The 25,758-nt window shown below is 71.9% G+C and carries 28 protein-coding genes; 12 read left to right on the forward strand and 16 right to left on the reverse strand.

Annotated features, from left to right (window positions below):
- Together ABID77_RS20170 and ABID77_RS20175 are read left to right on the forward strand one after the other, a co-directional pair.
- Positions 1-699 carry an ABC transporter ATP-binding protein gene (locus ABID77_RS20170; protein ID WP_429599723.1) on the forward strand — a complete coding sequence of 233 codons (699 nt, stop codon included), beginning with the start codon at positions 1-3 and terminating at the stop codon, positions 697-699.
- A complete protein-coding gene (locus ABID77_RS20175) occupies positions 696-2,393 on the forward strand; it encodes a class I adenylate-forming enzyme family protein (protein ID WP_429599725.1) in 1,698 nt (565 codons plus the stop codon). The genes ABID77_RS20170 and ABID77_RS20175 overlap by 4 nt, the downstream gene beginning before the upstream one ends.
- A 13-nt stretch (positions 2,394-2,406) precedes the next feature.
- Here ABID77_RS20175 and ABID77_RS20180 read toward each other — a convergent pair whose 3' ends face one another.
- Together ABID77_RS20180 and ABID77_RS20185 are read right to left on the reverse strand one after the other, a co-directional pair.
- The gene (locus tag ABID77_RS20180; protein WP_429599727.1) at positions 2,407-3,591 is read right to left on the reverse strand and encodes an acetyl-CoA C-acyltransferase family protein; all 1,185 of its coding nucleotides are present in this window, start codon (positions 3,589-3,591) and stop codon (positions 2,407-2,409) included.
- Positions 3,592-3,647: 56 nt separating this feature from the next.
- Positions 3,648-4,430 carry an enoyl-CoA hydratase/isomerase family protein gene (locus tag ABID77_RS20185; RefSeq protein WP_429599730.1) on the reverse strand — a complete coding sequence of 261 codons (783 nt, stop codon included), beginning with the start codon at positions 4,428-4,430 and terminating at the stop codon, positions 3,648-3,650.
- 207 nt (positions 4,431-4,637) lie between these two features.
- Between ABID77_RS20185 and ABID77_RS20190 the strand changes: the two genes are divergently transcribed.
- Positions 4,638-5,843 carry an ABC transporter substrate-binding protein gene (locus ABID77_RS20190; protein ID WP_429599733.1) on the forward strand — a complete coding sequence of 402 codons (1,206 nt, stop codon included), beginning with the start codon at positions 4,638-4,640 and terminating at the stop codon, positions 5,841-5,843.
- Between the two features lie 26 nt (positions 5,844-5,869).
- On the opposite strand, the gene ABID77_RS20195 is transcribed toward ABID77_RS20190, so the two are convergent.
- The 3 genes from ABID77_RS20195 to ABID77_RS20205 all read right to left on the reverse strand — a co-directional run bounded on the left by ABID77_RS20195 (position 5,870) and on the right by ABID77_RS20205 (position 7,117).
- Positions 5,870-6,136 (reverse strand): BrnA antitoxin family protein, encoded by a 267-nt coding sequence (locus tag ABID77_RS20195; protein WP_429599735.1) that lies wholly within the window; start codon positions 6,134-6,136, stop codon positions 5,870-5,872.
- Positions 6,120-6,419 carry a BrnT family toxin gene (locus ABID77_RS20200; RefSeq protein WP_429599738.1) on the reverse strand — a complete coding sequence of 100 codons (300 nt, stop codon included), beginning with the start codon at positions 6,417-6,419 and terminating at the stop codon, positions 6,120-6,122. The genes ABID77_RS20195 and ABID77_RS20200 overlap by 17 nt, the downstream gene beginning before the upstream one ends.
- Positions 6,420-6,496: 77 nt before the next feature.
- Positions 6,497-7,117 carry a glutathione S-transferase family protein gene (locus tag ABID77_RS20205; RefSeq protein WP_429599740.1) on the reverse strand — a complete coding sequence of 207 codons (621 nt, stop codon included), beginning with the start codon at positions 7,115-7,117 and terminating at the stop codon, positions 6,497-6,499.
- 368 nt (positions 7,118-7,485) lie between these two features.
- Between ABID77_RS20205 and ABID77_RS20210 the strand changes: the two genes are divergently transcribed.
- Positions 7,486-9,924 (forward strand): PAS domain-containing protein, encoded by a 2,439-nt coding sequence (locus ABID77_RS20210; RefSeq protein WP_429599742.1) that lies wholly within the window; start codon positions 7,486-7,488, stop codon positions 9,922-9,924.
- A 206-nt stretch (positions 9,925-10,130) separates the two neighbouring features.
- On the forward strand, positions 10,131-10,325 hold the full coding sequence (locus ABID77_RS20215) for a hypothetical protein (RefSeq protein WP_429599745.1): 195 nt from the start codon (positions 10,131-10,133) through the stop codon (positions 10,323-10,325).
- Between the two features lie 118 nt (positions 10,326-10,443).
- Here the strand turns inward: ABID77_RS20215 and ABID77_RS20220 are convergent, their stop codons facing one another.
- The 8 genes from ABID77_RS20220 to ABID77_RS20255 form a co-directional block, all read right to left on the reverse strand.
- Positions 10,444-10,653 carry a hypothetical protein gene (locus tag ABID77_RS20220; protein ID WP_429599747.1) on the reverse strand — a complete coding sequence of 70 codons (210 nt, stop codon included), beginning with the start codon at positions 10,651-10,653 and terminating at the stop codon, positions 10,444-10,446.
- Between the two features lie 3 nt (positions 10,654-10,656).
- On the reverse strand, positions 10,657-11,400 hold the full coding sequence (locus ABID77_RS20225; protein WP_429599750.1) for an AEC family transporter: 744 nt from the start codon (positions 11,398-11,400) through the stop codon (positions 10,657-10,659).
- Between the two features lie 64 nt (positions 11,401-11,464).
- Positions 11,465-11,917, reverse strand: coding sequence for a type II 3-dehydroquinate dehydratase (gene aroQ, locus ABID77_RS20230; RefSeq protein ID WP_429599752.1), 453 nt, complete (start codon positions 11,915-11,917; stop codon positions 11,465-11,467).
- Between the two features lie 16 nt (positions 11,918-11,933).
- Positions 11,934-12,755: a shikimate dehydrogenase gene (aroE, locus tag ABID77_RS20235; protein ID WP_429599755.1), complete on the reverse strand. Its 822-nt coding sequence runs from the start codon at positions 12,753-12,755 to the stop codon at positions 11,934-11,936.
- A gap of 22 nt (positions 12,756-12,777) precedes the next feature.
- Positions 12,778-14,022, reverse strand: a complete 1,245-nt coding sequence (locus ABID77_RS20240; RefSeq protein ID WP_429599757.1) for a CaiB/BaiF CoA transferase family protein — start codon at positions 14,020-14,022, stop codon at positions 12,778-12,780.
- Positions 14,019-14,471: a MaoC family dehydratase gene (locus ABID77_RS20245; RefSeq protein WP_429599760.1), complete on the reverse strand. Its 453-nt coding sequence runs from the start codon at positions 14,469-14,471 to the stop codon at positions 14,019-14,021. The genes ABID77_RS20240 and ABID77_RS20245 overlap by 4 nt, the downstream gene beginning before the upstream one ends.
- Positions 14,472-14,519: 48 nt before the next feature.
- A complete protein-coding gene (locus ABID77_RS20250; protein WP_429599763.1) occupies positions 14,520-14,912 on the reverse strand; it encodes a VOC family protein in 393 nt (130 codons plus the stop codon).
- Positions 14,909-15,850 carry a ketopantoate reductase family protein gene (locus ABID77_RS20255; protein WP_429599765.1) on the reverse strand — a complete coding sequence of 314 codons (942 nt, stop codon included), beginning with the start codon at positions 15,848-15,850 and terminating at the stop codon, positions 14,909-14,911. The genes ABID77_RS20250 and ABID77_RS20255 overlap by 4 nt, the downstream gene beginning before the upstream one ends.
- A gap of 123 nt (positions 15,851-15,973) precedes the next feature.
- Between ABID77_RS20255 and ABID77_RS20260 the strand changes: the two genes are divergently transcribed.
- Positions 15,974-16,909, forward strand: a complete 936-nt coding sequence (locus ABID77_RS20260) for a LysR family transcriptional regulator (protein ID WP_429599920.1) — start codon at positions 15,974-15,976, stop codon at positions 16,907-16,909.
- 36 nt (positions 16,910-16,945) lie between these two features.
- On the opposite strand, the gene ABID77_RS20265 is transcribed toward ABID77_RS20260, so the two are convergent.
- On the reverse strand, positions 16,946-17,839 hold the full coding sequence (locus ABID77_RS20265) for a LysR family transcriptional regulator (protein ID WP_429599768.1): 894 nt from the start codon (positions 17,837-17,839) through the stop codon (positions 16,946-16,948).
- 83 nt (positions 17,840-17,922) lie between these two features.
- Between ABID77_RS20265 and ABID77_RS20270 the strand changes: the two genes are divergently transcribed.
- The 5 genes from ABID77_RS20270 (at position 17,923) to ABID77_RS20290 (ending at position 22,984) form a co-directional block, all read left to right on the forward strand.
- Complete coding sequence (locus tag ABID77_RS20270; RefSeq protein ID WP_429599771.1) at positions 17,923-18,792, forward strand: HpcH/HpaI aldolase/citrate lyase family protein; 870 nt, start codon at positions 17,923-17,925, stop codon at positions 18,790-18,792.
- A gap of 108 nt (positions 18,793-18,900) precedes the next feature.
- Positions 18,901-19,845, forward strand: coding sequence for a tripartite tricarboxylate transporter substrate binding protein (locus ABID77_RS20275; RefSeq protein WP_429599923.1), 945 nt, complete (start codon positions 18,901-18,903; stop codon positions 19,843-19,845).
- Between the two features lie 21 nt (positions 19,846-19,866).
- Positions 19,867-21,096: a CoA transferase gene (locus tag ABID77_RS20280; RefSeq protein ID WP_429599773.1), complete on the forward strand. Its 1,230-nt coding sequence runs from the start codon at positions 19,867-19,869 to the stop codon at positions 21,094-21,096.
- Positions 21,093-22,031 carry an amidohydrolase family protein gene (locus ABID77_RS20285; protein ID WP_429599775.1) on the forward strand — a complete coding sequence of 313 codons (939 nt, stop codon included), beginning with the start codon at positions 21,093-21,095 and terminating at the stop codon, positions 22,029-22,031. The genes ABID77_RS20280 and ABID77_RS20285 overlap by 4 nt, the downstream gene beginning before the upstream one ends.
- Positions 22,028-22,984, forward strand: coding sequence for a Bug family tripartite tricarboxylate transporter substrate binding protein (locus ABID77_RS20290; RefSeq protein WP_429599778.1), 957 nt, complete (start codon positions 22,028-22,030; stop codon positions 22,982-22,984). The genes ABID77_RS20285 and ABID77_RS20290 overlap by 4 nt, the downstream gene beginning before the upstream one ends.
- 18 nt (positions 22,985-23,002) lie before the next feature.
- Here the strand turns inward: ABID77_RS20290 and ABID77_RS20295 are convergent, their stop codons facing one another.
- Positions 23,003-23,623 (reverse strand): DUF4142 domain-containing protein, encoded by a 621-nt coding sequence (locus tag ABID77_RS20295; protein ID WP_429599781.1) that lies wholly within the window; start codon positions 23,621-23,623, stop codon positions 23,003-23,005.
- 128 nt (positions 23,624-23,751) lie between these two features.
- Positions 23,752-24,540, reverse strand: coding sequence for an IclR family transcriptional regulator (locus tag ABID77_RS20300; RefSeq protein WP_429599783.1), 789 nt, complete (start codon positions 24,538-24,540; stop codon positions 23,752-23,754).
- A gap of 169 nt (positions 24,541-24,709) precedes the next feature.
- Between ABID77_RS20300 and ABID77_RS20305 the strand changes: the two genes are divergently transcribed.
- Positions 24,710-25,726 carry a TRAP transporter substrate-binding protein gene (locus ABID77_RS20305; protein ID WP_429599785.1) on the forward strand — a complete coding sequence of 339 codons (1,017 nt, stop codon included), beginning with the start codon at positions 24,710-24,712 and terminating at the stop codon, positions 25,724-25,726.
- The last annotated feature ends 32 nt before the right edge of the window (positions 25,727-25,758 follow it).

A 25,758-nucleotide genomic window follows, 5' to 3' on the forward strand; every position in this document is an offset into this window, starting at 1 on the left:
ATGCTCGCCATCGAATCGATCCATGTCGCCATCGGCGCCGTGCAGGTGCTGCGCGGCCTGTCGCTCGACGTCGCCGCCGGGCGCATGGCCGGGCTCATCGGGCGCAACGGCGCGGGCAAGACGACCCTGCTGCGCTCGGTCATGGGCCACCTCGCGCCGTCCCGGGGCCGCATCGCCTTCGACGGCCGTGACCTGGCGTCCTGCAGCCGCCACGAACGCGCCGCCATGGGCATCGGCTACATGCCGGAGGACCGCGGGCTGGTGCCCGAGCTGACGGTGGAGGAGAACATCCTGGTGCCGCTGTGGGCGACCAAGTCGCGCGCGGTCGCGCAGCGCCTGGACTTCGTCTACGGCGTGCTGCCCGAACTCGCGGCCATGCGCGAGCGCCGTGCCCTGCTGCTCTCGGGCGGGCAGCAGAAGCTGGTCGCGCTGGCCCGCGCCCTGGGCGTGGGCACGCGGCTGCTGCTGCTCGACGAGCCCTTCGAGGGCGTGGCGCCGGCCCTGTCGATGCGCCTGGGCGAGGTCATCGCCGGGCTGCGCGGCGGCGACCTGACGGTGCTGATCGCGCAGTCGGACCTCAACCATTCGCGCCGGCTGGTGGACGTGGAGTACGTGATCGAGCGCGGCGCCAACGTCGCGCCGCAAGCCGCGCACGACCCGGCCGCCGATGCCGACGCCATGCCGGAGGTGCCCGCATGACGCGTTCGCCCTGGGACGAGCTGCCGGGCGGCCTGCCGGCGATGCGCCGGGAGGGCGTCTACGGCGACCGCGTCGTGCGCTGCTTCGCCGAACGGCCCGCCAGCCTGCACGCGCTGCTCGAGCGCGCCGCGCGGATGCATCCGGAGGCCGACGCCGTGGTGTGCGGCGACGTGCGCTGGACCTACGCCCGGCTCGACGCCGAGGTCGCGCGCCTGGCCGGCGGCTTCGCGGCGCGGGGCGTGGCCGCCGGCGACCGCGTGGTCCTGTTCATGGGCAACCGGCCGGCCTTCATGGCCGTGCTGTTCGCCCTGCAGCGCCTGGGCGCCATCGCGGTGCCGGTGGGCGAGCGCGAGCAGCGCCCGGGCCTGGCCTACGTGCTGCGGCAATGCGACGCCCGCGCCATCGTGGTCGACGCCGCGCTGGCCGCTCGCGTGCCCGACGTCGCGGAAGCGCCCGGCCTGCGGCTGCGCGTGGTCGCGGGCGCGGCGGCCGGCCCGGGGTCGGCGGCGGGCGTTCCGGCCCGGGACGACGCCGCGACCGCGGGCTCGGCATTGGCATCGGCATCGGCAGCGGACGACGTCGTGACGCTGGAGGCGCTGGCCGCCACGGGCACGGCACGCGTCGAGGCGCAGGTCGTGCAGCCCGAGGACACGGCCGTCATCCTCTACACCTCCGGCACCACCGGCCGCCCCAAGGGGGCGATGCTCACGCACCTGAACATCGCGCATTCGGTGCGCCACTACGAGGTGGGCATGGGCCTGAGCGCGGGCGACCGCTCGGCGCTGGCGGTGCCGGCCAGCCACGTCACCGGGCTGGTCGCCATCGTCGCGGCGATGGTCCACGTGGGCGGCGCGGTCGTGATGCTGCCGGAGTTCAAGGCCGCCGCGTTCATCCGCGTCATGGAAGCCGAGCGCGTCACGCACACGCTGATGGTGCCGGCGATGTACACGCTGTGCCTCATGAGTCCGGAATTCGAGGGCGCCGACCTGTCGCGCTGGCGCATCGGCGGCTACGGGGGCGCGCCGATGCCGGTGGCCGCCATCGACCGGCTGGCGCGGCGCCTGCCGGGGCTGACGCTGCTCAACGCCTACGGCGCCACCGAGACCACCTCGCCCGCCACGCTCATGCCCCCGGGCCTGACGCGCGACCACGCCGACACCGTCGGCGTCCCGCTGCCCTGCGCCGACGTCCGCGCGATGGACGAGGCCGGGCGCGAGCTGCCCGCCGGCGAGACCGGCGAGCTGTGGATCGCCGGCCCGATGGTGGTGCGCGGCTACTGGGACGATCCTGCGGCGACGGCGGGCGCCTTCACCGGCGGGTACTGGCATTCCGGCGACCTGGGGAGCATCGACGCGGCCGGCTTCGTGCGCCTGGTCGATCGCAAGAAGGACATGCTCAATCGGGGCGGCTTCAAGATCTACTCGGTCGAGGTGGAGCACGCGCTGATGGCGCTGCCGGGCGTGGTCGAGGCGGCGGTGGTGGGCCGCCCCTGCCCGGTGCTGGGCGAGCGCGTGCACGCCTTCATCCACGCGCCCGGCGTGCCGCACGACGACGAGGCCGTGCGCGCCCACTGCCGCGCGCAGCTCACCGACTACAAGGTGCCCGAGACGATCACCTGGGCGGATGCGCCGCTGCCGCGCAACGCCGGCGGCAAGCTGCTCAAGCGGGAACTGCGCGAGCGGCTGGCCGCATAGCGATGCGCCGTCCTCAGACCCGCTCGAACACCGCCGCGATGCCCTGGCCGCCGCCGATACACATCGTCACCAGGGCGTAGCGCCCGCCCGTGCGGTGCAGCTCGGCGATGGCCTTGGTCGTGATGATGGCGCCGGTCGCGCCCACCGGGTGGCCCAGCGAGATGCCCGAGCCGTTGGGGTTGACCTTCTCCGGATCGAAGTCCAGTTCCTGCATCACCGCGCAGGCCTGCGCCGCGAAGGCCTCGTTCGACTCGACGACGTCGAAGTCGCCCACCTTCAGCCCGGTGCGCTCGAGCACCTTGCGCGTGGCCGGCACCGGACCGATCCCCATGTAGGCCGGCTCGACGCCCGCGTGCGCGTAGCCCACCAGGCGCGCGAGCGGCTTCAGGTCCAGCGCGCGCACGCGATCGGCGTTGGCCAGCACCACGGCGGCGGCGCCGTCGTTGATGCCCGAGGCGTTGCCCGCCGTCACGGCGCCGTCCTTCTTGAAAGCCGGCTTCATCCTGGCCAGCGATTCGACGGTGGTGTCCGCACGCACGTGCTCGTCGGTGTCGAAGAGGGTGACGCCCTTGCGCGTCTTCACCTCGACCGGGACGATCTGTTCCTTGAAACGCCCCGCCGCGATGGCCGCCGCCGCGCGCTGCTGGCTGGTCGCGGCCAGCGCGTCCATGCGCTCGCGCGAGATGCCGTAGCGCGCGGCCACGTTCTCCGCCGTGATGCCCATGTGGATCTTCTCCCAGGGGTCGTGCAGGATGCCCAGCATGTAGTCGAGCAGCACCGCGTCGCCCATGCGCGCGCCGTAGCGCGCCGCCGTGTCGAAGTACGGCCCCCGGCTCATCGACTCGGACCCGCCGCCGATGGCGATGTCGCAGTCGCCCAGGGCGATGGCCTGCGCGGCCGAGACGATCGCCTGCAGGCCCGAGCCGCACAGGCGGTTGACGTTGAAGGCCGGCGTCTCGATCGGGCAGCCGGCGTCGATGGCGGCCACGCGGCTCAGGTAGGCGTCCTTGACGTCGGTGGGGATCACGTTGCCCATCACGACGTGGCCGATGGCGTCGGCGGGCACGCCGCTGCGTTCGATGGCGGCCTTGACGGCGGTGGTGGCGAGTTGCGTGTTGGGTACGTCCTTGAGCGCGCCGCCGAAGGTGCCGATGGCGGTGCGGGCGGTGCCGATCACGAAGATGTCGGGCAGGGTCATGAAGCGGTCTCCAGAGGTTTTCAGAGAGGAAAAAAGAAGAGAAGCGAGGGAACGGTTCAGCGCCCGGTGAAGGCCGGCGGCCGGCGCTCGCGGAAGGCGTCCAGGCCGATGCGGAAGTCGTCGGTGGCCGCGCAGGCCTGGAAGGCGGCGGCTTCGGCGTCGAGTTGGCCGGCCAGGTCGCGGTCGAGCGCGCCGCGCATCAGGCGGCGCAGGTGGCCCAGCGCCACGGTCGGGCCGCGCGCCAGGCGCTGCGCCAATGCCATCGCCTCGGTCGCCAGGTCGGCGGCGGGCACCACGCGGTTGATGAGGCCCATGCGCTCGGCCGCCTCGGCGTCGTGCGTGTCGCCCAGCAGCGCGATCTCCAGCGCCCGGCGCAGGCCGACGCGCCGGGGCAGCGCCCACGAGGCGCCGACGTCGCAACTCGCGCCGATGTTGGCGTAGGCGAGGTTGAAGCGCGTGCCGGCGGCGGCGAGCACGAAGTCGGCCTGCAGCATCAGGCTGAGGCCCGCGCCGGCGGCCACGCCGTGCACCTGGGCGACCACGGGCGCGTCCATGGCGTCGAGCACGGTCAGGGCCTCGTGCAGCGGGCCGATCAGCCCGGCCGCGCCGATTTGCGGGTCGGCGCTCAGCACGGCCAGGTCGCCGCCGGCCATGAAGCCCTTGCCGGCGCCGCTCATGAGCACGGCGCGCACGCTCCGGTCGGCGGCCACCTCGCGCACGGCGGCGAGGAAGGCGCGCGCCATCGGCGGGTCGATGGCGTTGAGCGCCGCCGGCCGGTTGAAGCGGATCGTGGCCACGGCGCCGTCGCGGGCGAGCAGCAGGGGGGCATCGGTGGTCATGCGGGTCTCCGTTCCTCGATCGACGGGGCGAGGCATGGGTTTGTACGGTGGGGAGAAGTCCGGATGCCGCGCCGGGCGGCGCACCGGATATTCCTTCGTCGGCCGTGATTTGACGAGCCGAGCGCCTTGCCGGGTGTCGCGCACGAGGCACCCGGTCCTTTCCGCCTTGATGGCCCTTCCACGACCGAACGAACGGAGACCCGATCCATGAAGAAGCACGAGCACCCGCACCGCATCCCCGTCCTGGCCGTCGCCGCGCTGGCGTTGGCCGCCGGCGCCGCCCAGGCCCAGGACAAGCTGAAGATCGGCTTCATCACCGACATGTCGAGCCTGTACGCCGACGTCGAGGGCAAGAACGGCGCGCTGGCGATCCAGATGGCCATCGACGACTTCGGCGGCAAGGTCAACGGCATGCCCATCGAGCTGCTGACCGCCGACCACCAGAACAAGGCCGACATCGCCGCCTCCAAGGCGCGCGAGTGGATCGACACCCAGGGCCTGACGATGCTCTTCGGCGGCACCAGCTCGGGCACCGGCCTGGCCATGGCCAAGGTGGCGCAGGAGAAGAAGCGCGTCTTCGTGGTCAACGGCGCGGGCAGCTCGGCCCTGACCAACGAGCAGTGCAGCCCCTACACCGTGCACTACGCCTACGACACCGTCGCGCTGGCCAAGGGCACCGGCAGCGCGGTGATCGCGCGCGGCGACAAGAGCTGGTACTTCCTCACCGCCGACTACGCCTTCGGCCAGGCGCTGGAGGCCGACGCCACCAAGGTCATCAAGGAGAAGGGCGGCAGCGTGCTGGGCAGCGTCAAGCACCCGCTCAACACCTCCGACTTCTCGTCCTACCTGCTGCAGGCGCAGAACTCGAAGGCCCAGGTGCTGGCCCTGGCCAACGCCGGCGGCGACACCATCAACGCGATCAAGGCGGCGCGCGAGTTCGGCATCGCCAAGACGATGAAGATGGTCGGGCTGCTGGTGTTCGTGACCGACGTGCACAGCCTGGGCCTGAAGACCACCGAGGGCCTGCTGCTGACCACCAGCTGGGACTGGAACCTCGACGAGAAGACGCGCGCCTTCGGCCGCCGCTTCTTCGAGAAGACCAAGCGCATGCCCACCGACATCCAGGCCGCCGACTACTCGGCCACCACCACCTACCTCAAGGCCGTGCAGGCCGCCAAGACCGTCGATGCCGATCAGGTCATGGCGAAGATCAAGTCGACGCCGATCGACGACTTCTACGCCAAGGGCACGGTGCGCGCCGACGGCCGCTTCGTCCACGACATGTACCTGGTGCAGGTCAAGTCGCCGGCCGAGTCGAAGGAGCCCTGGGACTACTACAAGGTGGTGCAGAAGCTCAAGGGCGAGGAGGTCTTCACGACCAAGGCCGAGAGCCGCTGCGCGCTGTGGAAGTGAGCGTGGGGCGGTCCTACGGCGTCGACTCAGGACGTGTGGAGCTTCTCCTGCAACCAGACCTTGATCAGCGACTGGTAGGGCACATCACGTGCATTCGCCGCCACCTTGATGGAATCGAGCAGATGTTGCGGCAGTCGCAGCGAGATCGTCTTGGTCGTCGGCTTCAGGTTGGGGAGCGTCGCTTTCCTGGCTTTCGTCCAGTCGAGGTGATCGGTGGAGTCGTGCGTTTCCCAGTACGCGCGCTCCTGCGCTTCGGTGGCGAATTTCGGAATCGGTTTAGTCGGCTTGTTCATAGATGGCTCGTTCCTTGCGGTGCATGTCCCTGGCTGAAATCACGCGGATCGACAGCCCCGACCGGCGCAGGGTGAACGTGACGTGCAGCACACGTCCGGCGTCGGTCTTGCCCAAGGCGTGGAAGCGCACTTCCTGGAGGCTGTGCGCTGCATCTTCCAGAAGCAGCAGGGGGGCATTGAAGAAGACCTGCTCGGCCTCGGCGGTCGTAACGCCGTGCTTTTCGTTCTTGCGGGCGTTGCCGTCATCCCAGTCGAAACCCGTGATGGTGTCGAGATCGATCATGATATGTATATTACCATCATGTACATTTCCATCCGGAGAGGTACCGATGCGTTGATCGCAGCGCGACGGCGACGCGCTCACCGCAGCCCCAGTTCCTTCCGCATGGCCAGGTTCTTGGCGTCGGCGCGCCGGCTGGCGGGGCGCGCGTCCAGGCGCTCCACGTAGGCCGCGAGGGAGGGCGTGAGCTCGATGCGCCTGAAGCCGGCCATGAAGCGCAAGGTGCCGCCGAAGACGACGTCGGCCATCGAGAAGGCGTCGCCCAGCACGAAATCCCGGCCGGCGACGGCGCTCTCGGCGGCGGCCAGCATGGCGTCGCGGTTGCCCCAGCCGGCCGAGACCTCCTTGACCTCCCAGCCGGCCTCCGCGGCCATGACGGCGGGCTCGACGACGCTGGGCGCGAACACCGACCAGCGCAGGTAGGTGCCGCGCCGCGGGTCGTCCAGCGCCGGCGCCAGCCGCCCCGGCGCGTAGCGGTCGGCCAGGTACAGCGCGATGGCGGCGGCCTCGGTGACCACCGTCTCGCCGTCGACCAGCGTGGGCAGCTTGCCCATCGGGTTCCTGGCGATCAGCGCGGGGCCCTTCTGCTCGCCGCGCGCGATGTCGATCACCTCGAGTTCGTAGGGAACGCCGACCTCCTCGAGCGCCCAGACCGTGCCGGCCGCGCGGGAATAGGGGTGGTAGTACAGATGGATGGACATGGGAAGTGCTCCTTGGAATCGATCCGGGGACGGCGGCGTCGGTGGGCGGGGAATCGCCATTCGCGCGCCGTTCGCGGATTTCTACCGCCTTTTCGCGGGCTCGGCATCCCCCGGAATCACGGCGGACACGCCGCCGCGAGCCGACCGGCGTCCGGATCGCCAGGGACGGAGCGCGGTCTGCTCCTTAAATGGAAAGTGTTAGGCGGGAAGAGCGAGTCGACTTTCGCGGGTTCCGGGACCGGCGTGGGCGTCGGGACGCCGCACCAGCGCCTATGCTCGACAGCCGTCCAGTTCGCGAAGTTTCGAGTCGATTCTTCGTCCATCGATGAGACCGGCCTGCTTCCATGACCTCCCTGCCTGACGGTTCCGTGCCTCCCCCGATCGGCGGCGGCGCGATGGGCCGGCTGCTGCGCGAGACGGACTGGTCCCGCACGCCGCTGGGTGACTACCGGACTTGGCCGCAGTCGCTGCGGTCCTCGCTGTCGCTGGTCCTGAACGCCAAGGGCATCGCCGCCCTGTACTGGGGGCCGGAGCAGCGGCTGCTCTACAACGACGCCTATGCCGACGCGCTCGGCGACCGGCATCCCTGGGCCTTCGGACGCGCGATGTCGCAGGCGCTGCCCGACATCGCGCCGGTGCTCGGACCGCAGGTGGCGCAGGTGCTGCGCACCGGCGAGGGCTTCGCCATCGAGGACCTGCCGCTGGTGATGCGCCGGCACGGGCGGGACGAGAAGACCGTGTGGACCTACAGCTTCTCGCCGGTACAGGGCGAGAGCGGCGAGTTCGCGGGGGTCGTGCTGCTGGCCACCGAGACGACGCGACGGCTGGAGGCCGAACGGCTGGCCCGGCAGACCGGCACGCGGCTGGAGACGGCCCTCGGGTTGGCGCGCCTGGGCACCTTCGACTGGAACCTCGCCACCGGCGCCGTCGAGATCGACGCCCGGGGCCGGGAGATCTTCGCCTTCGCACCGGACGGCCCGGTGGAGGTCTCGGAGGTCTTCGCGCGCCTGGCGCCCGAGGACGTCGATCGCGTGCAGGCGGAGACCATGGCGACGATCGGGCTGGGCGTGGCCTTCGACGCCGGGGAACCCGGCGCCCGCATCGACTGCCGCTACGACGTCGTCCATCCGGGCGGCGCGCGGTGCTCGGTCAGGAGCACCGGCATCGTGATCCAGGGTCCGGACGGCGAGCGCCGGATGCTGGGCAGCTTCCAGGACGTGACGGACCTGGTGCGGGCCGAGGCGCGGTCGCACGCCCGCAGGGTCGCGCTGGAGCGACGGGTCCAGGCGCAGTCGGCCGAGCAGGACCGGATGTGGGACGCCTCGCCCGACCTGATGCTGGTGCTCGACTTCAAGGGCGTGTTCCGCCGGGTCAATCCGGCCTGGACGCGCGTGCTCGGCTATGCGCCTGACGAGCTGGTGGGGCACCACGTCAACGAGTTCGTCGTGCCGCAGGACCACACGGAGACGATCGAGGCCTACACCGAGGCGGCCACCGGCGGGCTGCCGCGCATCGTCAACCGCTACCGCCACCGGGACGGCTCGACGCGACAGATCGCCTGGACCGCCGCGCCCGCCGGCGACCTGACCTACGCCACCGGGCGCGACGTCACCGAGGAGCGCCGGCGGCAGGACGATCTGGCGCAGGCCCAGGAGGCCCTGCGCCAGTCGCAGAAGCTCGAGGCCATCGGCCAGCTCACGGGCGGGGTCGCCCACGACTTCAACAACCTGCTGACCGTCATCCGGTCGTCGACCGAGCTGCTCAAGCGTCCCGGCCTCCCGCACGAGCGGCGCGACCGCTACATCGCGGCGATCTCCGACACGGTCGACCGGGCCGCCAGGCTGACCGCGCAGCTGCTCGCGTTCGCGCGGCGGCAGGCGCTGCATCCGGAGGTGTTCGCGGCCTGCGACAGCGTGCGGTCGCTCGTGGGGATGCTGGCGACGCTGACCGGCACGCGCATCGAGATCGTCACCGAACTGCCCGCGCAGCCCTGCCACCTCCATGCCGACGCCAACCAGTTCGACACGGCGCTGGTCAACCTGGCCGTGAACGCGCGCGACGCCATGGACGGACAGGGTCGCATCACGATCGGCGTCCGCGCGGTCGACGGGATGCCCGCGGTCCGCGAGCACCCCGCCCGGGCCGGGGCGTTCGTCGCGGTCGCCATCGCCGACACGGGCGGCGGCATCCCGGCCGAGCGGCTGGAACGGATCTTCGAGCCGTTCTTCACCACCAAGGCCGTGGGACACGGCACCGGCCTCGGCCTCTCGCAGGTGTTCGGGTTCGCCCGGCAGTCCGGGGGCGAGGTGGTGGTCGAGAGCGAGGTCGGCCGGGGCAGCACCTTCACCCTCTACCTGCCGCGGGTGGTCGCGCCCGAGCGGTCGCCGCCGCGAGGCGAGCCCGAGCCCGCGTCGGACGGACACGGCACCTGCGTACTGGTCGTGGAGGACGACGCCGACGTCGGCGCCATCGCCGTGCAGACGCTCGAGGACCTGGGCTACGTGAGCGTGCTGGCCCGCGACGCCGAGGCGGCCCTGGCCGAGCTGGCGAAGGACGCGGACCGCTTCGACGTGGTGTTCTCCGACGTCCTGATGCCCGGGATGAACGGCATCGACCTGGCCCGCGAGATCCGGCGCCGGCATCCCGACCTGCCCGTGCTCCTGACCTCCGGCTACAGCCACGTGCTGGCGCAGGACGGCAGCCACGGGTTCGAACTGCTGCACAAGCCCTATTCGGTCGAGCAGCTCTCGCGGCTGCTGCGCCGGGTCGCCGCGCGGCGGCGAAGCGGGCGCGGCCTCCGGCGGTAGCGGCGTCGCCGGGCCGGGATGCCGGCGGGGGCGCGGATCGACGGGCACGGATCGTGCTGCACGACAGGCGCCGTCGCGGCGACGAAAAACCGATCTGCAAATTCGCATTCGTTCGTTGGCGGCGCCACCCTCCGTGCGCAGAATCCGCCGGATCGACGCCGACCGGACGTGCGCGCCACCGATGCCGATGCCCGCAGGAGATTCCCATGCCACTCGTTGCCACCGAAGACCTCGACCCCTCCGTCCCGCCCGGCGCCCGCTGGACGGTCTGGCGCGATCTGGCCCTCTGCGCGCTGGTGGTGTGCGCCGTGGCGCTGATCGTCGATTTCCTGGTCGTGGCCTCGCCGCGCGGGAAGGTCCGCATCGGCGCCGACGCCGCCGCCGTGGTGGTGGCGTCGTGACGATCGCCGCGTCGGTCCTGCCGCCGATGGCGCGGGTCTCCCCGGCCGTGCGGGCCCGCCGGGTGATCGTCCGCACGGCACGGGCCTGGCGGATCGAGCGGACCCCGGTCGGCCGGCCTCAGCGGCCGGCGGACCCGAGCATCCACATGACCGCGCTCAGCGTGAAGAACGAGGCCAGCGTCGTCACCAGCAGGGCCGGCGCGGCGATGCGCTCCTGACGGTAGGGCTGGGCCAGCGCGGGGTAGATGCTCAGCATGGGCGTGGCGGCCATCGGCACGAGGGCGTTACGCAGCATCGGCTCGAGCGGCGGCAGGCCCAGCCCCTGCACGGTCTACAGGGCGACCCCCACGGCCATCGGATGCAGCAGCAGCTTGCCCGCCGCGATCGGCGCGATCTCGCGCCCCAGCCCCTGGAGCGGCAGGCCCACCAGGCTGCCGCCGATGACGAACAGCGACAGCGCCGCGCTGGCCGCGGCGAACAACTCGATCGCTCGGGAGAGCGGCGAGGGCAGCCGGGCGCCGACCAGCGACACCGCCAGGCCCGCGAAGATCGCCAGGATCATCGGGTTGCGGCCGAGGCGCAGCAGCGACGCGCCGACCGCGCGCCAGCCCGGGGTCGCGCCGGCGCGCCCGCGCTCGGCCAGCACCAGCACCAGCGGGATCAGCACGACGTTCTCCACCAGCATGTTGAGCGCCAGCGAGACGCCGGCCACCGGTGCGAACAGCAGCAGCAGGATCGGATAGCCGACGAAGCCCGAATTGGCGCAGCCCATGCCCATGGCCCGGAAGGCGCTGGCGGCCTCGTCGAGCCGGCCGACGCGGCGATGCCAGAACCATGCCCCCGCCAGCACGGCCAGCGAGCCGCCGAGGTAGGCCAGCAGGTAGGTGGCGTTCAGGATCTCGGCCAGCGGCCGCGTCGCCATCAGGCGGAACAGCAGCGCCGGCAGCGCCAGGTGGACGACGAAGCGACCCAGCACCCGCATGTCGGCGCGCTCGAACAGTCCCGCGCGCGTGGTGAGGAAGCCCAGCGCGATGGCGATGAAGATGGGCGAGGTGATGGCGAGGACGTCGAGCATGCCGTGGGCGGGCGTCCCCGCGACGGGACGCCGGAGATGATCCGGAGAGGGGGGACTGTAGACGTCAGCCCGCGGCCTGCCGGACGGCCGAGACCGCCGCGCGCAGCGCCAGCAGGTAGCTGTCGACGCCGAAGCCGCAGATCTGGCCCTTCACGATCTCCGCGAACACCGAATGGTGCCGGAACGCCTCGCGCGCGTGGATGTTGGACATGTGCAGTTCCACCACCGGACAGGTCAGGATCGCCAGCGCGTCGCGGATGCCGTAGCTGTAGTGCGTCCAGGCGCCGGCGTTGATCAGCACCGCGTCGACGCCGTCGGTGAAGCCCCGGTGGATGCGCTCGCACATCGCGCCTTCCGCGTTGGTCTGGAAGCTTTCGACCTCGGCGTCGAGTTCGCGGCCCAGGGCCTGCAGTCGCGCGTCGATCTCGGCCAGCGTGACCGTGCCGTACTGGGCCGGGTCGCGCTTGCCGAACATGTCGTGGTTGATGCCGTGCAGCATCAGGATGCGGTGGGTCATGGATCGGCGCTCCGTGTCAGACCAGCGGGATCGTCATGCGCTCGATGACGGCGCGCGTGTCGGGTCGCACGCCGCGCCACCAGGCGAAGGCCTCGGCCGCCTGCTCGACCAGCATGCCCACGCCGTCGGCCCGCCGCGCGACGCCCGCGTCCCGCGCCAGGCGCAGGAAAGGCGTCAGGCCCTTGCCGTAGACCAGCTCGTAGGCCAGCTGCGCGCCGTGGAAGACACCGACCGGCACCGGCGGCAGTTCCGCCCTGAGGCTGGCCGAGGTGGCGTTGACGACGACGTCGAAACGCTCGCCGGCCAGGTCGGCACAGGCCGCCGCCGTCACGCGGCCGTGGGCGGCGAAGCGCTCGGCCAGCGCGGTGGCCGTCGCCGGCGTGCGGTTGGCCACGACCAGTTCGGTCGGACCTTGTGCCAGGAACGGCAGCAGCGCGCCACGCGCCGCGCCGCCGGCGCCCAGCAGCAGCACGCGCGCGCCCTTCATCGCCACGCCGAGGTTGCGCGTGATGTCGGCGACCAGCCCGACGCCGTCGAAGTTGTCGGCCAGGATGCGGTCGCCCTCGAACTTCAGCGCGTTGGTGGCGCCGGCGAGTTCGGCGCGTTCGAGCCGCTCGGTGGCGAGTTCGAGGGCCTGCAGCTTGAACGGCGCGGTCACGTTCATGCCGCGGCCGCCCGCGTCGCGGAAGGCGTGCACGGCGTGCGCGAAGCCGTCGAGCGGCCCTTCGATGGCGGTGTAGTCGATGTCCTGGCCGGTGGCCGCGGCGAAGCTGCCGTGGATCAGCGGGGATCTGGTGTGGCCGATGGGGTTGCCGATGACGGCGTAGCGGTCGCTCATGGGAAGTCTTCCGTTCTTTCGTTCACTTGCCGAAGAGCACGCCGTCGGCCTGCATGGCGGCGATCTCGGCCTCGTCGAAGCCCAGGCCGGCGGCGATCTCGGCGTTGTGCTGGCCCAGGTCGGGCGCGACCCGGGTCTCGGTGGTGTCGCAGCCGGAGAAGCGGAACGGCAGGTTGGGCAGGCGGATCGTTCCCAGCGCCGGATGCGCCTGCTCCAGCACCATGCCACGCGCCTGGATCTGCGGATCGGCCAGCACCTCGTCGATGCGCTGCACCTTGGCGCAGGGCACGTCGATGGCGTCGAGCAGGCGCAGCACCTCGGCCACCGGCCGCGCGGCCACCCACTCGCGCACCACCGGCAGGATCTCCAGCCGGTTCGCGTTGCGGCCGGCCGAGGTGTGGTAGCGCGCGTCGGCGCCGAAGCCCACCGGCCCGCCGTGCGCCTCGACCAGCGCCGCGAAGCGCTTCCAGGCGTCGTCGACCTGCGCGGCGACGACGAGGTCGCCGTCCTGGGCGCGGAAGACGCCGTAGAGCGTCGAGTTGGGCATGTCGTGGCCGGTCTGCACCGGCACTTCCTGGCCGCCGGAGAGCGTGTAGCACTGGACCGCGTACTCGTGCATGGAGACCAGCGTGTCGTAGAGCGCCATGTCGATGTGCTGGCCCCTGCCGGACGTCACGCGTCCGAGCAGGGCGGCGTTGATGGCGGCCACCGCGTGGATGCCGGTGTACATGTCGCCCAGCGAGATGCGCAGCAATGGCGGCGCCTCGCCCGGGTTGCCCACCATCTGCATGATCCCGCTCTTGGCCTCGGCGATGAGGCCGAAGCCGGCGCGGTGCGCGTCCGGCCCGGTGTGGCCGTAGGCCGAGATCGAGCAGTACACCAGGCCCGGGTTGCGCGTGGCCAGGTCCTCGTAGCCCAGGCCGAGCTTCTTCAGCGCGCCGGGGCGGTAGTTCTCGATGAAGACGTCCGCGCTGTCGACCAGCTTCTGCATCAGCGCGTTGCCGCGCGGGTCCTTGGTGTCGACGCACAGGCCCTTCTTACCCATGTTCTGCTGCAGGAAGTAGCCGCTGTGCTCGCCGACGAACCAAGCGTGCTGGCGTCCGGCGTCGCCGGTGCCGGGCCGCTCGACCTTGACGACCTCGGCGCCCAGCGCCGCCAGGCAGCGCCCGACGTAGGGGCCGGCGAGGAAATGGCTGTAGTCGACGACGCGGATGCCGGCCAGGGGCAGGGCCTGCGGCGGCTGCGCGGTGGGTGGTCGCGCGCTCATGCCGGCCGCCTCGGCACCATCACGCGGTGCTCGCCCTGCTGCACCACCTCGTCGCGCTGGTTGATCAGCTCCGACGGCAGCACCAGGATGCCCCAGCCCGGGCGGCTCTTCGACTCGCGCTTGCTCGCGACGTGGAAGCGCACGCGCACCGTGTCGCCCAGCTTGATCGGGCCGACGAAGCGCCATTCCCAGCCGAGCGACATGCCCGGCATGAAGCGCATGTCGCTGTTCGTCTTCAGGCCGTCGGCGATCGACAGGCCGAACAGACCGTGCGCCACGCGGGTGCCGAAGGGCGTGGTGCGGGCGTAGGCCTCGTCGGTGTGGACCGGCGTGTGGTCGCCGGTGAGGTCGGCGTAGGCCATGACGCGGGCCTCGGTCACTTCGTAGCCGGGGCTGGTGCAGGCCGCGCCGACGACGGCGTCGTCCCAGTATTTGTCTTCGATCGTCATCAGATGTCCTGTCTGTCTCTTGTTGGGGGGAGGGAGGAGGGATCCGGCTCAGCCGCGTGGCTGGACGGCCAGGGCCCGGGCCACCGAGCCCGGTGCGGCCTGGATGAACTCGACGGCCAGGCCGTCGGGCAGGCGCAGCCAGTTGCGGCCCTGCGGCATCTCCGTGACGCCGAAGGCCCGCGCCGCGCTCAGGGCGGCTTCGAGGTCCTCGCACATCACGCCGAGGTGGCCGAGACGGCCCTCGGGCGCGTCGTGGTCGGGCTTGGCCATGAACTGCAGGCCGCCGAGCGTCCAGTACTGGACCGGCTCCTCGACCGTGCCCTGGACCTCGCGCATCGTCATGCCGCAGACGTCGTGGAAGAAGCGGATGTGCCAGTGGATGTCCCTGACCCAGATGGCGACGTGCTCCAGGTAGGCCTTGGGGGGATGGGCGGTGCTCATTTCGTGCTTTCCTCCATGCGGCGCTCGATGCCCTTGATGGCGGCCACCAGCGTCTGGTTGACCGGCGTGGGCACGCCGTGCTTCTGGCCGGCGCGCACCACCGCGCCGTTGATGTAGTCGATCTCCGTGGCCGCGCCCTTCTCCAGGCTCTGCAGCATCGAGGTCCTGAACGCGGCCGGCAGGCCCTCGGCGGCCATGAGCCAGGCCTCGCGCGGTTCGCGGATCGACAGGGTCACGCCGGCGGCTCGCGCCACGGCCATCGCCTCGGCCACGGCGGCGACGGCGGTGGCCTCGATCTCGGGCACGGCGTAGAGGCTGCCGTAGGTCTGGCCGGTGATGCCGCTCAAGGCGCCGGTCGAGACGTTGATCAGGAGCTTGTCCCACATCACGCCCAGGATGTCGCCGCTGACCTCGCAGGGCAGGGCGGCGCGCTCGAACTCGGCGGCGATGGCCTTCGCGCGCTCGCTGACGGTGCCGTCGAGCTCGCCGATGACGGTGCGCTTGCCGCGCGTGCCGGCGATGATCCGGCCCGGCCCCAGCAGCACGCCGCCGACGTAGGTCTTGCCGGCGAGCACGCGTTCGCGGCCCACGACCTCGGCCAGGATCTCCTCGTGGCCCAGGCCGTTCTGCAGCGACATCACGGCCGTCTCGGGCCCGACGATCGAGCGCGCGCCCTCGATGGCCGAGCGCGTGTGGAAGGACTTGACCAGCACGATCACCAGATCGGCCGGTGGCAGCCCGTCGACGCCGGTGGCGGCGGCGACCCGGACGGTGCGCTCGGGCTCGTCCGGCCCGCCGCGCAGGTGCAGGCCATCGCGCGCGATGGCGTCGACGTGGGCCTGGAAGGGGTCGATCAGCGTGACCTCGGAGCCGGCGGCGGCCAGCGTGCCGCCGATGGCGCATCCGAGGGCGCCGGCGCCCAGGAAATGGATCTTCATGTCGTCGTGTCTCCTTGGTGGATGGCACGACGATAGGGTTCGACGCTCATTTCGACCATGACATGGGCCGAATGGTCTACATTCGATTTCGACATGGACACCTCCGATCCCGACGACGACGACATGGAAGGCGGCGCCCGGCTGCTGAGCGTCAGGCAGCTGCGGCTGTTCGACCTGCTGCACGCCACGCACAGCGTCACGCGCACGGCCGAGCAGCTCGGCCAGAGCCAGCCCACGGTGAGCAACTGGCTCGGCCGCCTGCGCCGGCAGCTGGGCGACGAACTGTTCGTCCGCACGCCCGAAGGCATGCAGGCCACGCCGCGCGCCGACGCGCTGATCGGCCCGGCGCGCGAGGCGCTGGCAGCGCTGCGCCGGCTGTCCGAGCCGGAACCGGTCTTCGACCCGTCGACGGCGACGCGGCGCTTCTGCATCTGCATGACCGACGCGAGCCACGTCACGCTGCTGCCACGGCTGCTGGCGCACGTGCGCGCGGCGGCGCCGGGCGTGCGGCTGGAGGCCGCGCGCATCGACGAGCGGACGGCCGCGTCGCTGCGCTCGGGGCAGGCGGACCTGGCGATCGGGCTGGTGCCGTGGCTGGAGTCGGGCTTCTACCAGCAGGTGCTCTATCCGCAGGACTGGGTCTGCATCGTCAACCCGGCGCACCCGCGCATCCGGGCGGCGGACGCGCTGGACCTGGCGACCTACAAGGCCGAGGCGCACGTCGGGATTGTCGGCGGCACCGGCGTGCAGCTGCTCGACGCGGCACTGGCGCGGCACCGCGTGACGCGCCGCGTGCTGCTGGAACTGCCGGGTTTCCTGGGGCTGGCCGCCATCGTCTCGACCACCGACCTGGTCGCCACCCTGCCGCGGCAGATCGGCGAGACCCTGGCCCGCGGCAGCGGCCTGGGCGTCTTCGACTGCCCGGTGCCGGTACCGCCCTTCACGGTCAAGCAGCACTGGCACGCGCGCTATCACCAGGAGCCCGGGAACCGGTGGCTGCGGGGGCTGTGCGTCGGTCTGTTCGAGCAGGGACCGGGGCGTCGTCCTGACGCGGCGTGACGCCCCGGCGCCGTGCGCCGGTCGCGTGACCGGGGATCAGGTCGCCGGCGCCGCCGACCGCGCCGCGACGACCGCCTCGGCGCTCGCCACGAAGTCGCGGATCAGCGCCAGCCGGGCCGACGCGCGCAGCCACAGGATGCCGAAGCGGCGCGGCTCGGACGGCAGCGGCAGGGCGATCTTGGCCACGCGCTGGCCCTCGAGCAGGGGCGAGGCGATGTCGGGCACCAGCGAGACGCCCAGGCCGCGATCCACCATCATCGCGATGGCCAGCAGCGAACTCAGCTCCAGGCGCTCCTCGGGCACGATGCCGGCCGCGCGCAGGTAGCGGTCGGCCTGCCTGCCGCCGCCGAGGCTGCGGTCGTAGCGGATCAGCGGCGAGGTCCGCAGCAGCGCGTGCGGATCGCGCCGGGCCTGGCGGCGCGGCGCCAGCAGCACCAGGGGCTCCTCGCGCAGCAGGGTCCAGTCGAAGGTCTTGGCGAGCGCGAAGGGCGGATACAGGCAGACGGCGGCGTCGAGCTCGCCCTGCTGGACGGCCTTGTAGAGCGCGGCGGTGGTGCCCGACTGCAGGAAGATCTTGACGCCCGCGCGGGTGCGGACGAAGCGCGCCAGGATGTCCGGCAGCAGGCTGTGCAGGGCGGTGTTGATGGTGCCCACGAGCAGCTCGCCGCCGGCCGGGTCGCTGCCCAGCAGGGTCTTGATGTCGCCCACCTCGCGCAGCAGCGCCCGGCCGCGCTGGACCAGCAGGTGGCCGGCGGCGGTGGGCTGCACCGTGCGGCCGGCGCGCGCGAGCAGGCCCGCGCCCAGCTCGCGCTCCAGGGCCCGGACCTGCTGGGCGACGGCGGCGGGCGTCAGGTTCAGCCGGCGCGCCGCCTCCGACATCGAGCCCGATTCGACGACCAGGAGGAAGCTGTGCAGGTAGGCGGTTTCCATGGGTTCGCAATTCACATTTCCTGTCATCTGAACATAGAAAGCGTATGCGAATCCAGCTTCAGGGCCGGCCGATACTGCCGCCCATGAAAAGCAAACTCTTCGTCCCGGGCTCGCGCCCCGAACTGTTCGCCAAGGCGCTCGCCAGCGCCGCGGACGGCATCTCCTTCGACCTGGAGGACGCCGTCTCCGAATCGCGCAAGGACGAGGCGCGGGGCGTCCTGGGCGACTTCCTGCGCCAGGGCGGCGTCGCCGCGAGCGGCAAGACGATCATCGTGCGCGTCAACGCCATGGACACGCCGCACTTCGAAGCCGACGTGCGCGCCGTCGCGCGGCCGGGCGTGCGGGTGCTCAACCTGCCCAAGCCGGAGAGCGCCGCCCACGTGCGCGCCGCCGTCGCCGCGATCGAACGGGCGGAGCGGGAACACGGCGTCGCGGCGCCGATCGGCCTGCTGCTCAACATCGAGACCCCGGGCGCGCTGCGCGCCGCGGCCGAGCTGGCGAAGGCCCATCCCCGCGTCGTCGGCCTGCAGCTGGGACTGGGCGACCTGTTCGAGCCGCTGGGCATCGCGCGGCGCGAACCGTCGGCCATCCGGCAGGCCATGTTCGCGGTGCGCATGGCCGCCGGCGAGGCCGGCGTCTACGCCTACGACAGCGCCTTCGCGGACATCCGCGACACCGAGGGCTTCCGGGCCGAGGCCGGGCTCGCGCGCGACCTGGGCTTCCTGGGCAAGACCTGCATCCATCCGAGCCAGGTGGCGATCGCCAACGCGGTCTTCCGGCCGACCGATGCCGAGATCGCCCACGCTCTGAAGGTGGTCGAGGCCACCCGCGACGCCGACGCGCGCGGCGTGGGCGCCTACGTGGTCGACGGCAGGATGATCGACATCCCCTTCGTGGTCCGCGCCCGCGCCATCGTGGCCAGCGCCCGCGGCCTCGGCCTGCTGCCGGACTGAGCGTCGCCGCGCCCCTGCATCCGCACCCTTCCACACGAGAACCAGGAGACGACATCCATGAACACCCCTTCCCCGACCTTCCTGCGGCGCGCCTCGGCGGTCGCCCTGATGGCCGCGTGCGGCGCGCTGTCGGCCGGCGCGGCGCTGGCGCAGGCCGCGTACCCGTCCAGGGCGATCACCATCGTCGTGCCCTATCCGGCCGGCGGATCGAACGACACCTTCGCGCGCCAGGTCGCCAAGGAGCTGGGCGATCAGCTCGGGCAGCCGGTGATCATCGACAACCGGCCCGGCGCCAGCGGCAACACCGGCACCGGCCAGGTGGCCAAGGCCGCGCCCGACGGCTACACGCTGGTGGCCGTCTCCTCGAGCATGACCACCAACGCGGCGATCCAGTCGAAGCTGCCGTTCGACCCGGTCAACGGCCTCGCGCCGGTGGCGATGTTCGCCAAGGGACCGTTCATCGTCGCGGTCAACAACGACTTTCCAGCCAGGACGCCGGCCGAGCTCGTCGCGGCCATCAAGGCCCGGCCCGGCCAGTACAACTACGCCTCGTCGGGGACGGGGAGCGTCAACCAGTTCGGCACCGAGCTGCTCAAGGCGCGGGTCGGCGACCTGCAGATCACGCACATCCCGTACAAGGGCATGGGGCCGGCCGTGACCGACCTGGTGGGCAACCAGACGCAGCTGCTGATCTCCAGCGGCCCGTCGCTGCTGCCGATGGTGCGCAGCGGCAAGCTGCGCGCCGTCGGCATCACCAGCCTCAAGCCCAGCCCGGTCGCGCCCGAGCTGACCCCCATGGCCAGCGCCGTGCCGGGCTACGAGTTCGAACTCTGGTGGGGCCTGCTCGCGCCCGCCGGCACGCCGCCGCAGGTCGTGGGCAGGCTCAACGGCGCGGTCAACGCGGCGCTGGCCAAGCCCGAGCTGGCGGCCAACTTCCTGAAGGAAGGCGCCATCGCCACGCCGCTGACGCCGGCGCAGTTCGGCGCCGTGATCGCCGAGGACATCGAACGCTGGAAGAAGCTGGCGAAGCAGCAGAACATCACCGCCGACTGAAGAACGAAGCCGGAGCCGACCATGACGAACATCCCCACCGACCGGGACGCGCCCTCCCTGCCCGGACGCACCGGCCCGGCCGGGCCGCTCAGCGGCCTGCGCGTGCTGGACCTCAGCGCCTACATCGCCGGGCCGTACGGCTGCTCGCTGCTGGCCGACCAGGGCGCGGAGGTCGTCAAGATCGAGCCGCCGGCCGGCGACAACCTGCGCAAGTACCCCTCGACACTGGAGGCCGAGAGCCGCGCCTTCGTCGGCGTCAACCGCAGCAAGCTGGGCGTGGTGCTGGACCTGAAGCGGCCGGACGACCACGCCGCGCTGATGGCGCTGGTGCGCACGGCGGACGTGCTGGTGCACAACTTCCGGCCCAGCGTGCCGCCGCGTCTGGGCATCGCCTACGAGCAGCTGCGGGCGGTCAACCCGCGCCTGATCTACTGCAGCGTCACGGGCTACGGCGAGGCCGGCCCGCTGAAGGACAAGGCCGGCTACGACCAGGTGCTGCAGACGATGACCGGCATGTGCGCGCTGCAGGGCCGGCGCGGCGGACCGCCCGAGATCCTGTACGGCTCCATCGTCGACTACCACGCCGCCGCGCTGGTGGCCGCGGGCGTGGCGTCGGCCCTGTACGAGCGCGAGCGCAGCGGCCGGGGCCAGTTCGTCGGCGTCTCGCTGCTGCGCGCGGCGCTGACGATGCAGTCGGCCCGCATGGTCTGGGCCGAGGGCGAACCCCGGGACGTGGGGCGCGACATGCGCTCCGGCGGCATCACCGGCATCCATCCGACCCGGGACGGTCACATCTACATCTCCGCCAACACGCCGCACTTCTGGCGGGCCCTGTGCGAGCGCGTCGGCCTGGGCGAGCTGGCCGAGGACGAGCGCTACGACAGCGTGCGCAAGCGCGCCCTGCACGTCGACGAGATCGTGCCCCGGCTGCGCGCCGCGCTGGCCGCGCGCAGCGCGCTCGAATGGGAGGCGATCTTCGGCGAGGCCGTGCCCTGCGCGGCGGCCCGCACCGTGGAGGACATGTTCGACCACGAGCAGGTGATGGCCGAGGACATGGTGGCGACCTTCGCCCATCCGACGCTGGGCAGCTACCGCGGCTTCACCCGTCCGATCGCGTTCGACCGCACACCCGGGCCGGACCCCTTCGCCGCCCCGACGCTCGGACAGCACACGGCGCTGGTGACCGGGGCCACGGCAGCCGTCGCACCCGCCGCGGCGGCCGACGACGGCGGCGACACGGCGCCGCGATGACCGCGCCGCGGACGGTGCCCCACAGCAGCGGCACCACCGGGCCCGCCACCGCGGCGCCGCCGGACGCGTGCGACGCGCACATGCACGTCTACGACCGGCGCTTCCCCCGGGTCGGCGGGGCGGCGCTGCTCGACCACGCCACCGCCGGGGACTACCGCGGACTGCAGCGCCGCATCGGCACGCGGCGCACGGTGGTCGTGCAGCCGCGGGTCCACGGCACCGACAACGACGTGACGCTGGACGCGATCGCGGCGCTCGGACGCGAGGTCACGCGCGGCATCGCGGTGCTGCGGCCCGACGTGAGCGACGCGGCGCTGGCGCGGCTGGACGCCGGCGGCATCCGCGGCATCCGCTTCACCCTGTACACGCCGACCCACGCGGCCACCGGTTTCGACAGCGTCGAGCCGCTCGCGAACCGCGTGCACGATCTCGGCTGGCACGTGCAGCTGCACTGGAACGCCGACCAGATCGTCGAGCACGCCGCCCTGCTCGGCCGGCTGCCCGGCACCGTCGTCTTCGATCACCTGGCGCGCCTGCCGCTGCCCGAGGGGCGGGCGCATCCCGCCTTCGGCGTGGTCCGCGCGCTGCTGGACGACGGCCGCGCCTGGATCAAGCTCTCCGGCGCCTACCTCGATTCGGCGTCGGGCGCGGCGGGCGGGTACGTCGACACGGACGCGGTGGCCGGCGGCTGGGCCCGGCTCGCGCCGCGACGCACCGTGTGGGGCAGCGACTGGCCGCATCCGACCGAAGAAGCGCACGCCAAGCCCGACGACGCCGCGCTGTTCGACCTGCTCGCGCGCTGGGTGCCCGACGAGGCGGCGCGCCGGCGCGTGCTGGTCGACAACCCGGCCGTGCTCTACGGCTTCCCCGCGCGACCCGAATCCGAATCCAGGACCGAATCCGACACCGACACCGACCTCCGGGACCGCCCATGAAAAGAAGTCTTCGCTCCCTCGCCGTCCTGGTCCTGTGCGCGCCCCTGCTCGGCTGGGCCGCGTGGCCGGAGAAGCCCATCCGCCTGGTGGTGCCCTACGCCGCCGGCGGCGGCGCCGACAACACCGCGCGCATCGTGGCGCAGCACATGAGCGCGACGCTGGGCCAGCCGATCGTCATCGACAACAAGCCCGGCGCCGGTGGCGTCATCGGCGCCGACGCCGTGGCCAAGGCACCGGCCGACGGCTATACGGTGCTCTACGACGCCTCGGCCTTCTCCGTCAATCCGTCGCTGCGCAAGCTCCCCTTCGACGCGGCCCGGGACTTCATCCCGGTGTCCCTGGTCGCCACGGCGCCGCAGATCCTGGTCGTGCCGCCCGATGCGCCGTACCGCACCGTGGCCGAGTTCCTGGACTTCGCCCGCCGGAATCCCGGCGCGCTGAATTTCGCGTCCGCCGGGGGCGGCACGGGTTCCCATCTGGCGGGCGAGGCGCTCAACGAACAGGCCCGGATCGCCATGACGCACGTGCCCTACAAGGGCGGCGCGCCGGCGCTGACCGACGTGATGGGCCGGCAGGTCTCGGCCTATTTCGGCAACGTGGTGTCGACGCTCGGGTACGTCAGGTCGGGCAAGCTGCGCGCACTGGCGGTCAGTTCGAGCCGGCGCGTGTCGAGCCTGCCCGACGTGCCCACCCTGGCCGAATCGGGACTCAAGGGCTACGACGTGGTCGAGTGGAACGGCGTGTTCCTGCCCCGGGGGACGCCGCCGGACGTGGTGCGGAAACTGGCCGAGGCGGTCCAGGCGGCCGTGAAGGATCCCCAGGTCGACGCCAAGCTGCTGCAGCTCGGGCTGGTGCCCGCCGGCACCGCGCCCGCGTCGTTCTCGAAGTTCGTGCGCGACGAGACCGTGCGCGTCGAGGCGCTGGTCAAGGCACGCGGCATCCAGGTCGACTGACGACGTCGACCCGTTCCATCACTTCTTCATGCCGTCGAGTTCGCGCGCGTGCACCAGGTGCTGCTGCACCACGGGCAGCATCTTGTCGGCCAGGGCCTTCACCTCGCCGTCGCGGGCGCCGGTCTGCGTCTTCTTGAGCAGCTTCTCGGTGGCGACGTGGTCGGCGACGCCGGCCGTCTTCACGTAGCTCCTGTCGAAGGACGCGCCGCTCATCAGCTTGAGCTTGGCCATGGCGGCCTTGTGCTTGACGTCGGGCTCGGTGGGCAGCTTGACGTCCTTGGCCTGGGCCAGCTGCGTGACGTCGCCGAGCGCCTTGGTGTGGTCGTCGACCATGGTCCGGGCGAATTCCTTGACCTTGGGATCGGTCGCCTTCTCGGCGGCCAGCTGGCCGGTGGCGATCTCCGCCAGGTTGGCGTGGGCGATGTCGCGCAGCAGCGCAGCGTCGGCGCGGGCGGTCTTGCCGGCCATGGGGGCGGGCGTGCCGGTCGTCGCACCGGGCGCCGAGACGGCCGGCGCGGCCGGGGCGGCGGCGCCGGCGGTCTGCGCCATCGCGCCCGAGGCGAATGCCAGGGCGACCGGAAGGAGCACGACGCCGAGGGTGGAAGCGACGCGGGAAGGACGATGGAAAGGGAAGTTCATGATCGAAGGACCTCGGTGGAAAGACCACGAGGCTGGGCGGATGCCGCGCGCCGGCTGTCGGAGAGGGACGGCAGATCGTGGCAGTGCATCGGCTGGCGCGTCGGCTGCCGGCGCCCGCGAGCGACGCCCTACCGCGTCGCCCGCCTGAACAGCGCCGAGGCCCCGCTGGCCCGGGCGAGATCGTCGGTGGCCTCGATCAGCGCGGGGCCGAGCTCGATCATCCGGGCCTCGGTCAGGCGCACCAGCGGACCGGCGATGGTGACCACGCCGACGACCGCGCCGGTGGCGCCGCTGCGGATCGGCGCGGCCATGGCGCTCATGCCGGGCGAGAAGACCTCGGTGATCATGCTGAAGCCCCGTTCGCGCGCGGCGTCCAGGAAGGCCAGCAGGTCCTTGACGGTCGTCGGCGCGCGCGGTCCGTAGTCCTCGGGCCGGCCGAAGCCCTGGCCGGCGATGCGCCGCAGGGCGGCCTCGTCGCTCATCGTCGAGAGCCAGGCGTGCCCGGCGGCGCTGCACGACAGGTTGACCGACAGGCCCATGTCCGGGTCGTAGCGCAGGCCGCGCGTGGCGCCCTGGGCCTTGGCGACGAAGGTGAGGGCGTCGCCGTCGACCACCGCCAGCCGCACCAGTTCGCCCGACGCCGTCGCCAGCCGGTCGAGCAGGGGCTGCGCGATGTCGACGATGCCGCTGGCGCTCAGGAAGCCCAGCCCGATCGAGACGAGCTTGATGGTCAAGGTGTAGTCGCCCTGGCTCTGCTGCTGGCGCACGTAGCCGCAGCGGGTCAGTTCGGTCAGCAGCCGGTGCGTGGCGCTCAGCGGCATCGCCAGCTCCGAGGCCAGCGCCGACAGCGGCCGGCCTTCGGGGTGCAGCGCCAGGTGTTCCAGGATACTGAAGCTGCGTTCGAGGATGGAGCTCATCGCGGTCGGTCCTTTGGGTGATCCCGGTCGGGTCGTGGGAATGCTGTCATGACTGTAATGCGTCGGTGCAAAGGGTTTCCACCATGGAAACTCTTTCCAGTCGATCGTTAAGCTTCGCCGGTCGATGACGCGCGACGGGCGTGCGGGGTCGATCCACCGGAGACGCGATGTGAGAACCCCTCTGAAGACGCTGGCGGCCGCGGGACTAGCCTTGCTGATCGGCCTTTCCGGCGTCCGCGCGCTGGCCCAGTCCACGCCCGAGCGCGTGATCCGCTTCGGCCACCTCAACAATGCCGACCACCCGGTGAGCTTCGGCGTCAAGCGCTTCGCCGAGCTGCTGGCGGCCAAGAGCGGCGGCAGGATGAAGGTGCAGGAGTTCCCGGCCTCGCAGCTGGGCAACGAGATGCAGCAGCAGTCGGCGTTGCAGGGCGGCGTACAGCAGATGTCGGCGCCGGCGACGACCTCGCTGGCGGGCATCGTCAAGGAGTTCGGCCTGGTCGACTTCCCGTTCGCCGTCGGCACCTTCGAGCAGGCCGACGCCTTGCTCGACGGGCCGCTCGGCCAGGCGCTGATCGCCCGGCTGCCGGAGAAGGGGCTGGTCGCGCTGGGCTACTGGGACCTGGGCTTCCGCAACGTCACCAACAGCAAGCGACCCATCATGAAGGCGGAGGATTTCGAGGGCCTGAAGATCCGCGTCATTCCCAATCCGGTGTTCCTGGAGACCTTCAAGGCCTTCAAGGCCAACCCGGTGCCGATGCCCTTCGCCGAACTCTACGGCGCGCTGGAGGCCAAGGCGGTCGACGGCCAGGAGAACCCGTACTCGGTGATCCTGTCGAACAAGTTCTTCGAGGTGCAGAAGTTCCTGAGCGCGACCAACCACGTCTACGCCGCCAACATCGTGCTGGTGAGCAAGAAGTTCTGGGACGGCCTGACGCCGCCCGAGCAGAAGATGATGCGCGAGGCCGCCGACGAGGCGCGCGGCTACCAGCGGCAGGTCAGCCGCGCCGCGGCGCAGAAATCCGTCGGCGACCTGCAGGCCAAGGGGCTGCAGGTCAACCAGGTCGCGCCGGCCGAGCAGGCCCGCATGCGGCAGATCGCCAAGCCGGTGACCGAGCGCTTCGCCGCCAGCTACGACCCGGCCATCGTCAAGCTCTACGACGCCGAGCTGGCACGGATCCGCAAATGAACGCCGCCCCAGCCGCCACTGTCGCCACCACC

Source organism: Variovorax sp. PvP013 (genome assembly GCF_050435945.1).
Taxonomy (GTDB): domain Bacteria; phylum Pseudomonadota; class Gammaproteobacteria; order Burkholderiales; family Burkholderiaceae_C; genus Variovorax.

Coding starts and splice junctions, on each gene's coding strand:
- ABID77_RS20170 (WP_429599723.1), top strand. CDS start 1: ATGCTCGCCATCGAATCGATCCATGTCGCCATCGGCGCCGTGCAGGTG.
- ABID77_RS20175 (WP_429599725.1), top strand. CDS start 696: ATGACGCGTTCGCCCTGGGACGAGCTGCCGGGCGGCCTGCCGGCGATG.
- ABID77_RS20180 (WP_429599727.1), bottom strand. CDS start 3,591: ATGACCCTGCCCGACATCTTCGTGATCGGCACCGCCCGCACCGCCATC.
- ABID77_RS20185 (WP_429599730.1), bottom strand. CDS start 4,430: ATGACCACCGATGCCCCCCTGCTGCTCGCCCGCGACGGCGCCGTGGCC.
- ABID77_RS20190 (WP_429599733.1), top strand. CDS start 4,638: ATGAAGAAGCACGAGCACCCGCACCGCATCCCCGTCCTGGCCGTCGCC.
- ABID77_RS20195 (WP_429599735.1), bottom strand. CDS start 6,136: ATGAACAAGCCGACTAAACCGATTCCGAAATTCGCCACCGAAGCGCAG.
- ABID77_RS20200 (WP_429599738.1), bottom strand. CDS start 6,419: ATGATCGATCTCGACACCATCACGGGTTTCGACTGGGATGACGGCAAC.
- ABID77_RS20205 (WP_429599740.1), bottom strand. CDS start 7,117: ATGTCCATCCATCTGTACTACCACCCCTATTCCCGCGCGGCCGGCACG.
- ABID77_RS20215 (WP_429599745.1), top strand. CDS start 10,131: ATGCCACTCGTTGCCACCGAAGACCTCGACCCCTCCGTCCCGCCCGGC.
- ABID77_RS20225 (WP_429599750.1), bottom strand. CDS start 11,400: ATGCTCGACGTCCTCGCCATCACCTCGCCCATCTTCATCGCCATCGCG.
- aroQ (WP_429599752.1), bottom strand. CDS start 11,917: ATGACCCACCGCATCCTGATGCTGCACGGCATCAACCACGACATGTTC.
- aroE (WP_429599755.1), bottom strand. CDS start 12,755: ATGAGCGACCGCTACGCCGTCATCGGCAACCCCATCGGCCACACCAGA.
- ABID77_RS20240 (WP_429599757.1), bottom strand. CDS start 14,022: ATGAGCGCGCGACCACCCACCGCGCAGCCGCCGCAGGCCCTGCCCCTG.
- ABID77_RS20245 (WP_429599760.1), bottom strand. CDS start 14,471: ATGACGATCGAAGACAAATACTGGGACGACGCCGTCGTCGGCGCGGCC.
- ABID77_RS20250 (WP_429599763.1), bottom strand. CDS start 14,912: ATGAGCACCGCCCATCCCCCCAAGGCCTACCTGGAGCACGTCGCCATC.
- ABID77_RS20255 (WP_429599765.1), bottom strand. CDS start 15,850: ATGAAGATCCATTTCCTGGGCGCCGGCGCCCTCGGATGCGCCATCGGC.
- ABID77_RS20260 (WP_429599920.1), top strand. CDS start 15,974: ATGGAAGGCGGCGCCCGGCTGCTGAGCGTCAGGCAGCTGCGGCTGTTC.
- ABID77_RS20265 (WP_429599768.1), bottom strand. CDS start 17,839: ATGGAAACCGCCTACCTGCACAGCTTCCTCCTGGTCGTCGAATCGGGC.
- ABID77_RS20270 (WP_429599771.1), top strand. CDS start 17,923: ATGAAAAGCAAACTCTTCGTCCCGGGCTCGCGCCCCGAACTGTTCGCC.
- ABID77_RS20275 (WP_429599923.1), top strand. CDS start 18,901: ATGGCCGCGTGCGGCGCGCTGTCGGCCGGCGCGGCGCTGGCGCAGGCC.
- ABID77_RS20280 (WP_429599773.1), top strand. CDS start 19,867: ATGACGAACATCCCCACCGACCGGGACGCGCCCTCCCTGCCCGGACGC.
- ABID77_RS20285 (WP_429599775.1), top strand. CDS start 21,093: ATGACCGCGCCGCGGACGGTGCCCCACAGCAGCGGCACCACCGGGCCC.
- ABID77_RS20290 (WP_429599778.1), top strand. CDS start 22,028: ATGAAAAGAAGTCTTCGCTCCCTCGCCGTCCTGGTCCTGTGCGCGCCC.
- ABID77_RS20295 (WP_429599781.1), bottom strand. CDS start 23,623: ATGAACTTCCCTTTCCATCGTCCTTCCCGCGTCGCTTCCACCCTCGGC.
- ABID77_RS20300 (WP_429599783.1), bottom strand. CDS start 24,540: ATGAGCTCCATCCTCGAACGCAGCTTCAGTATCCTGGAACACCTGGCG.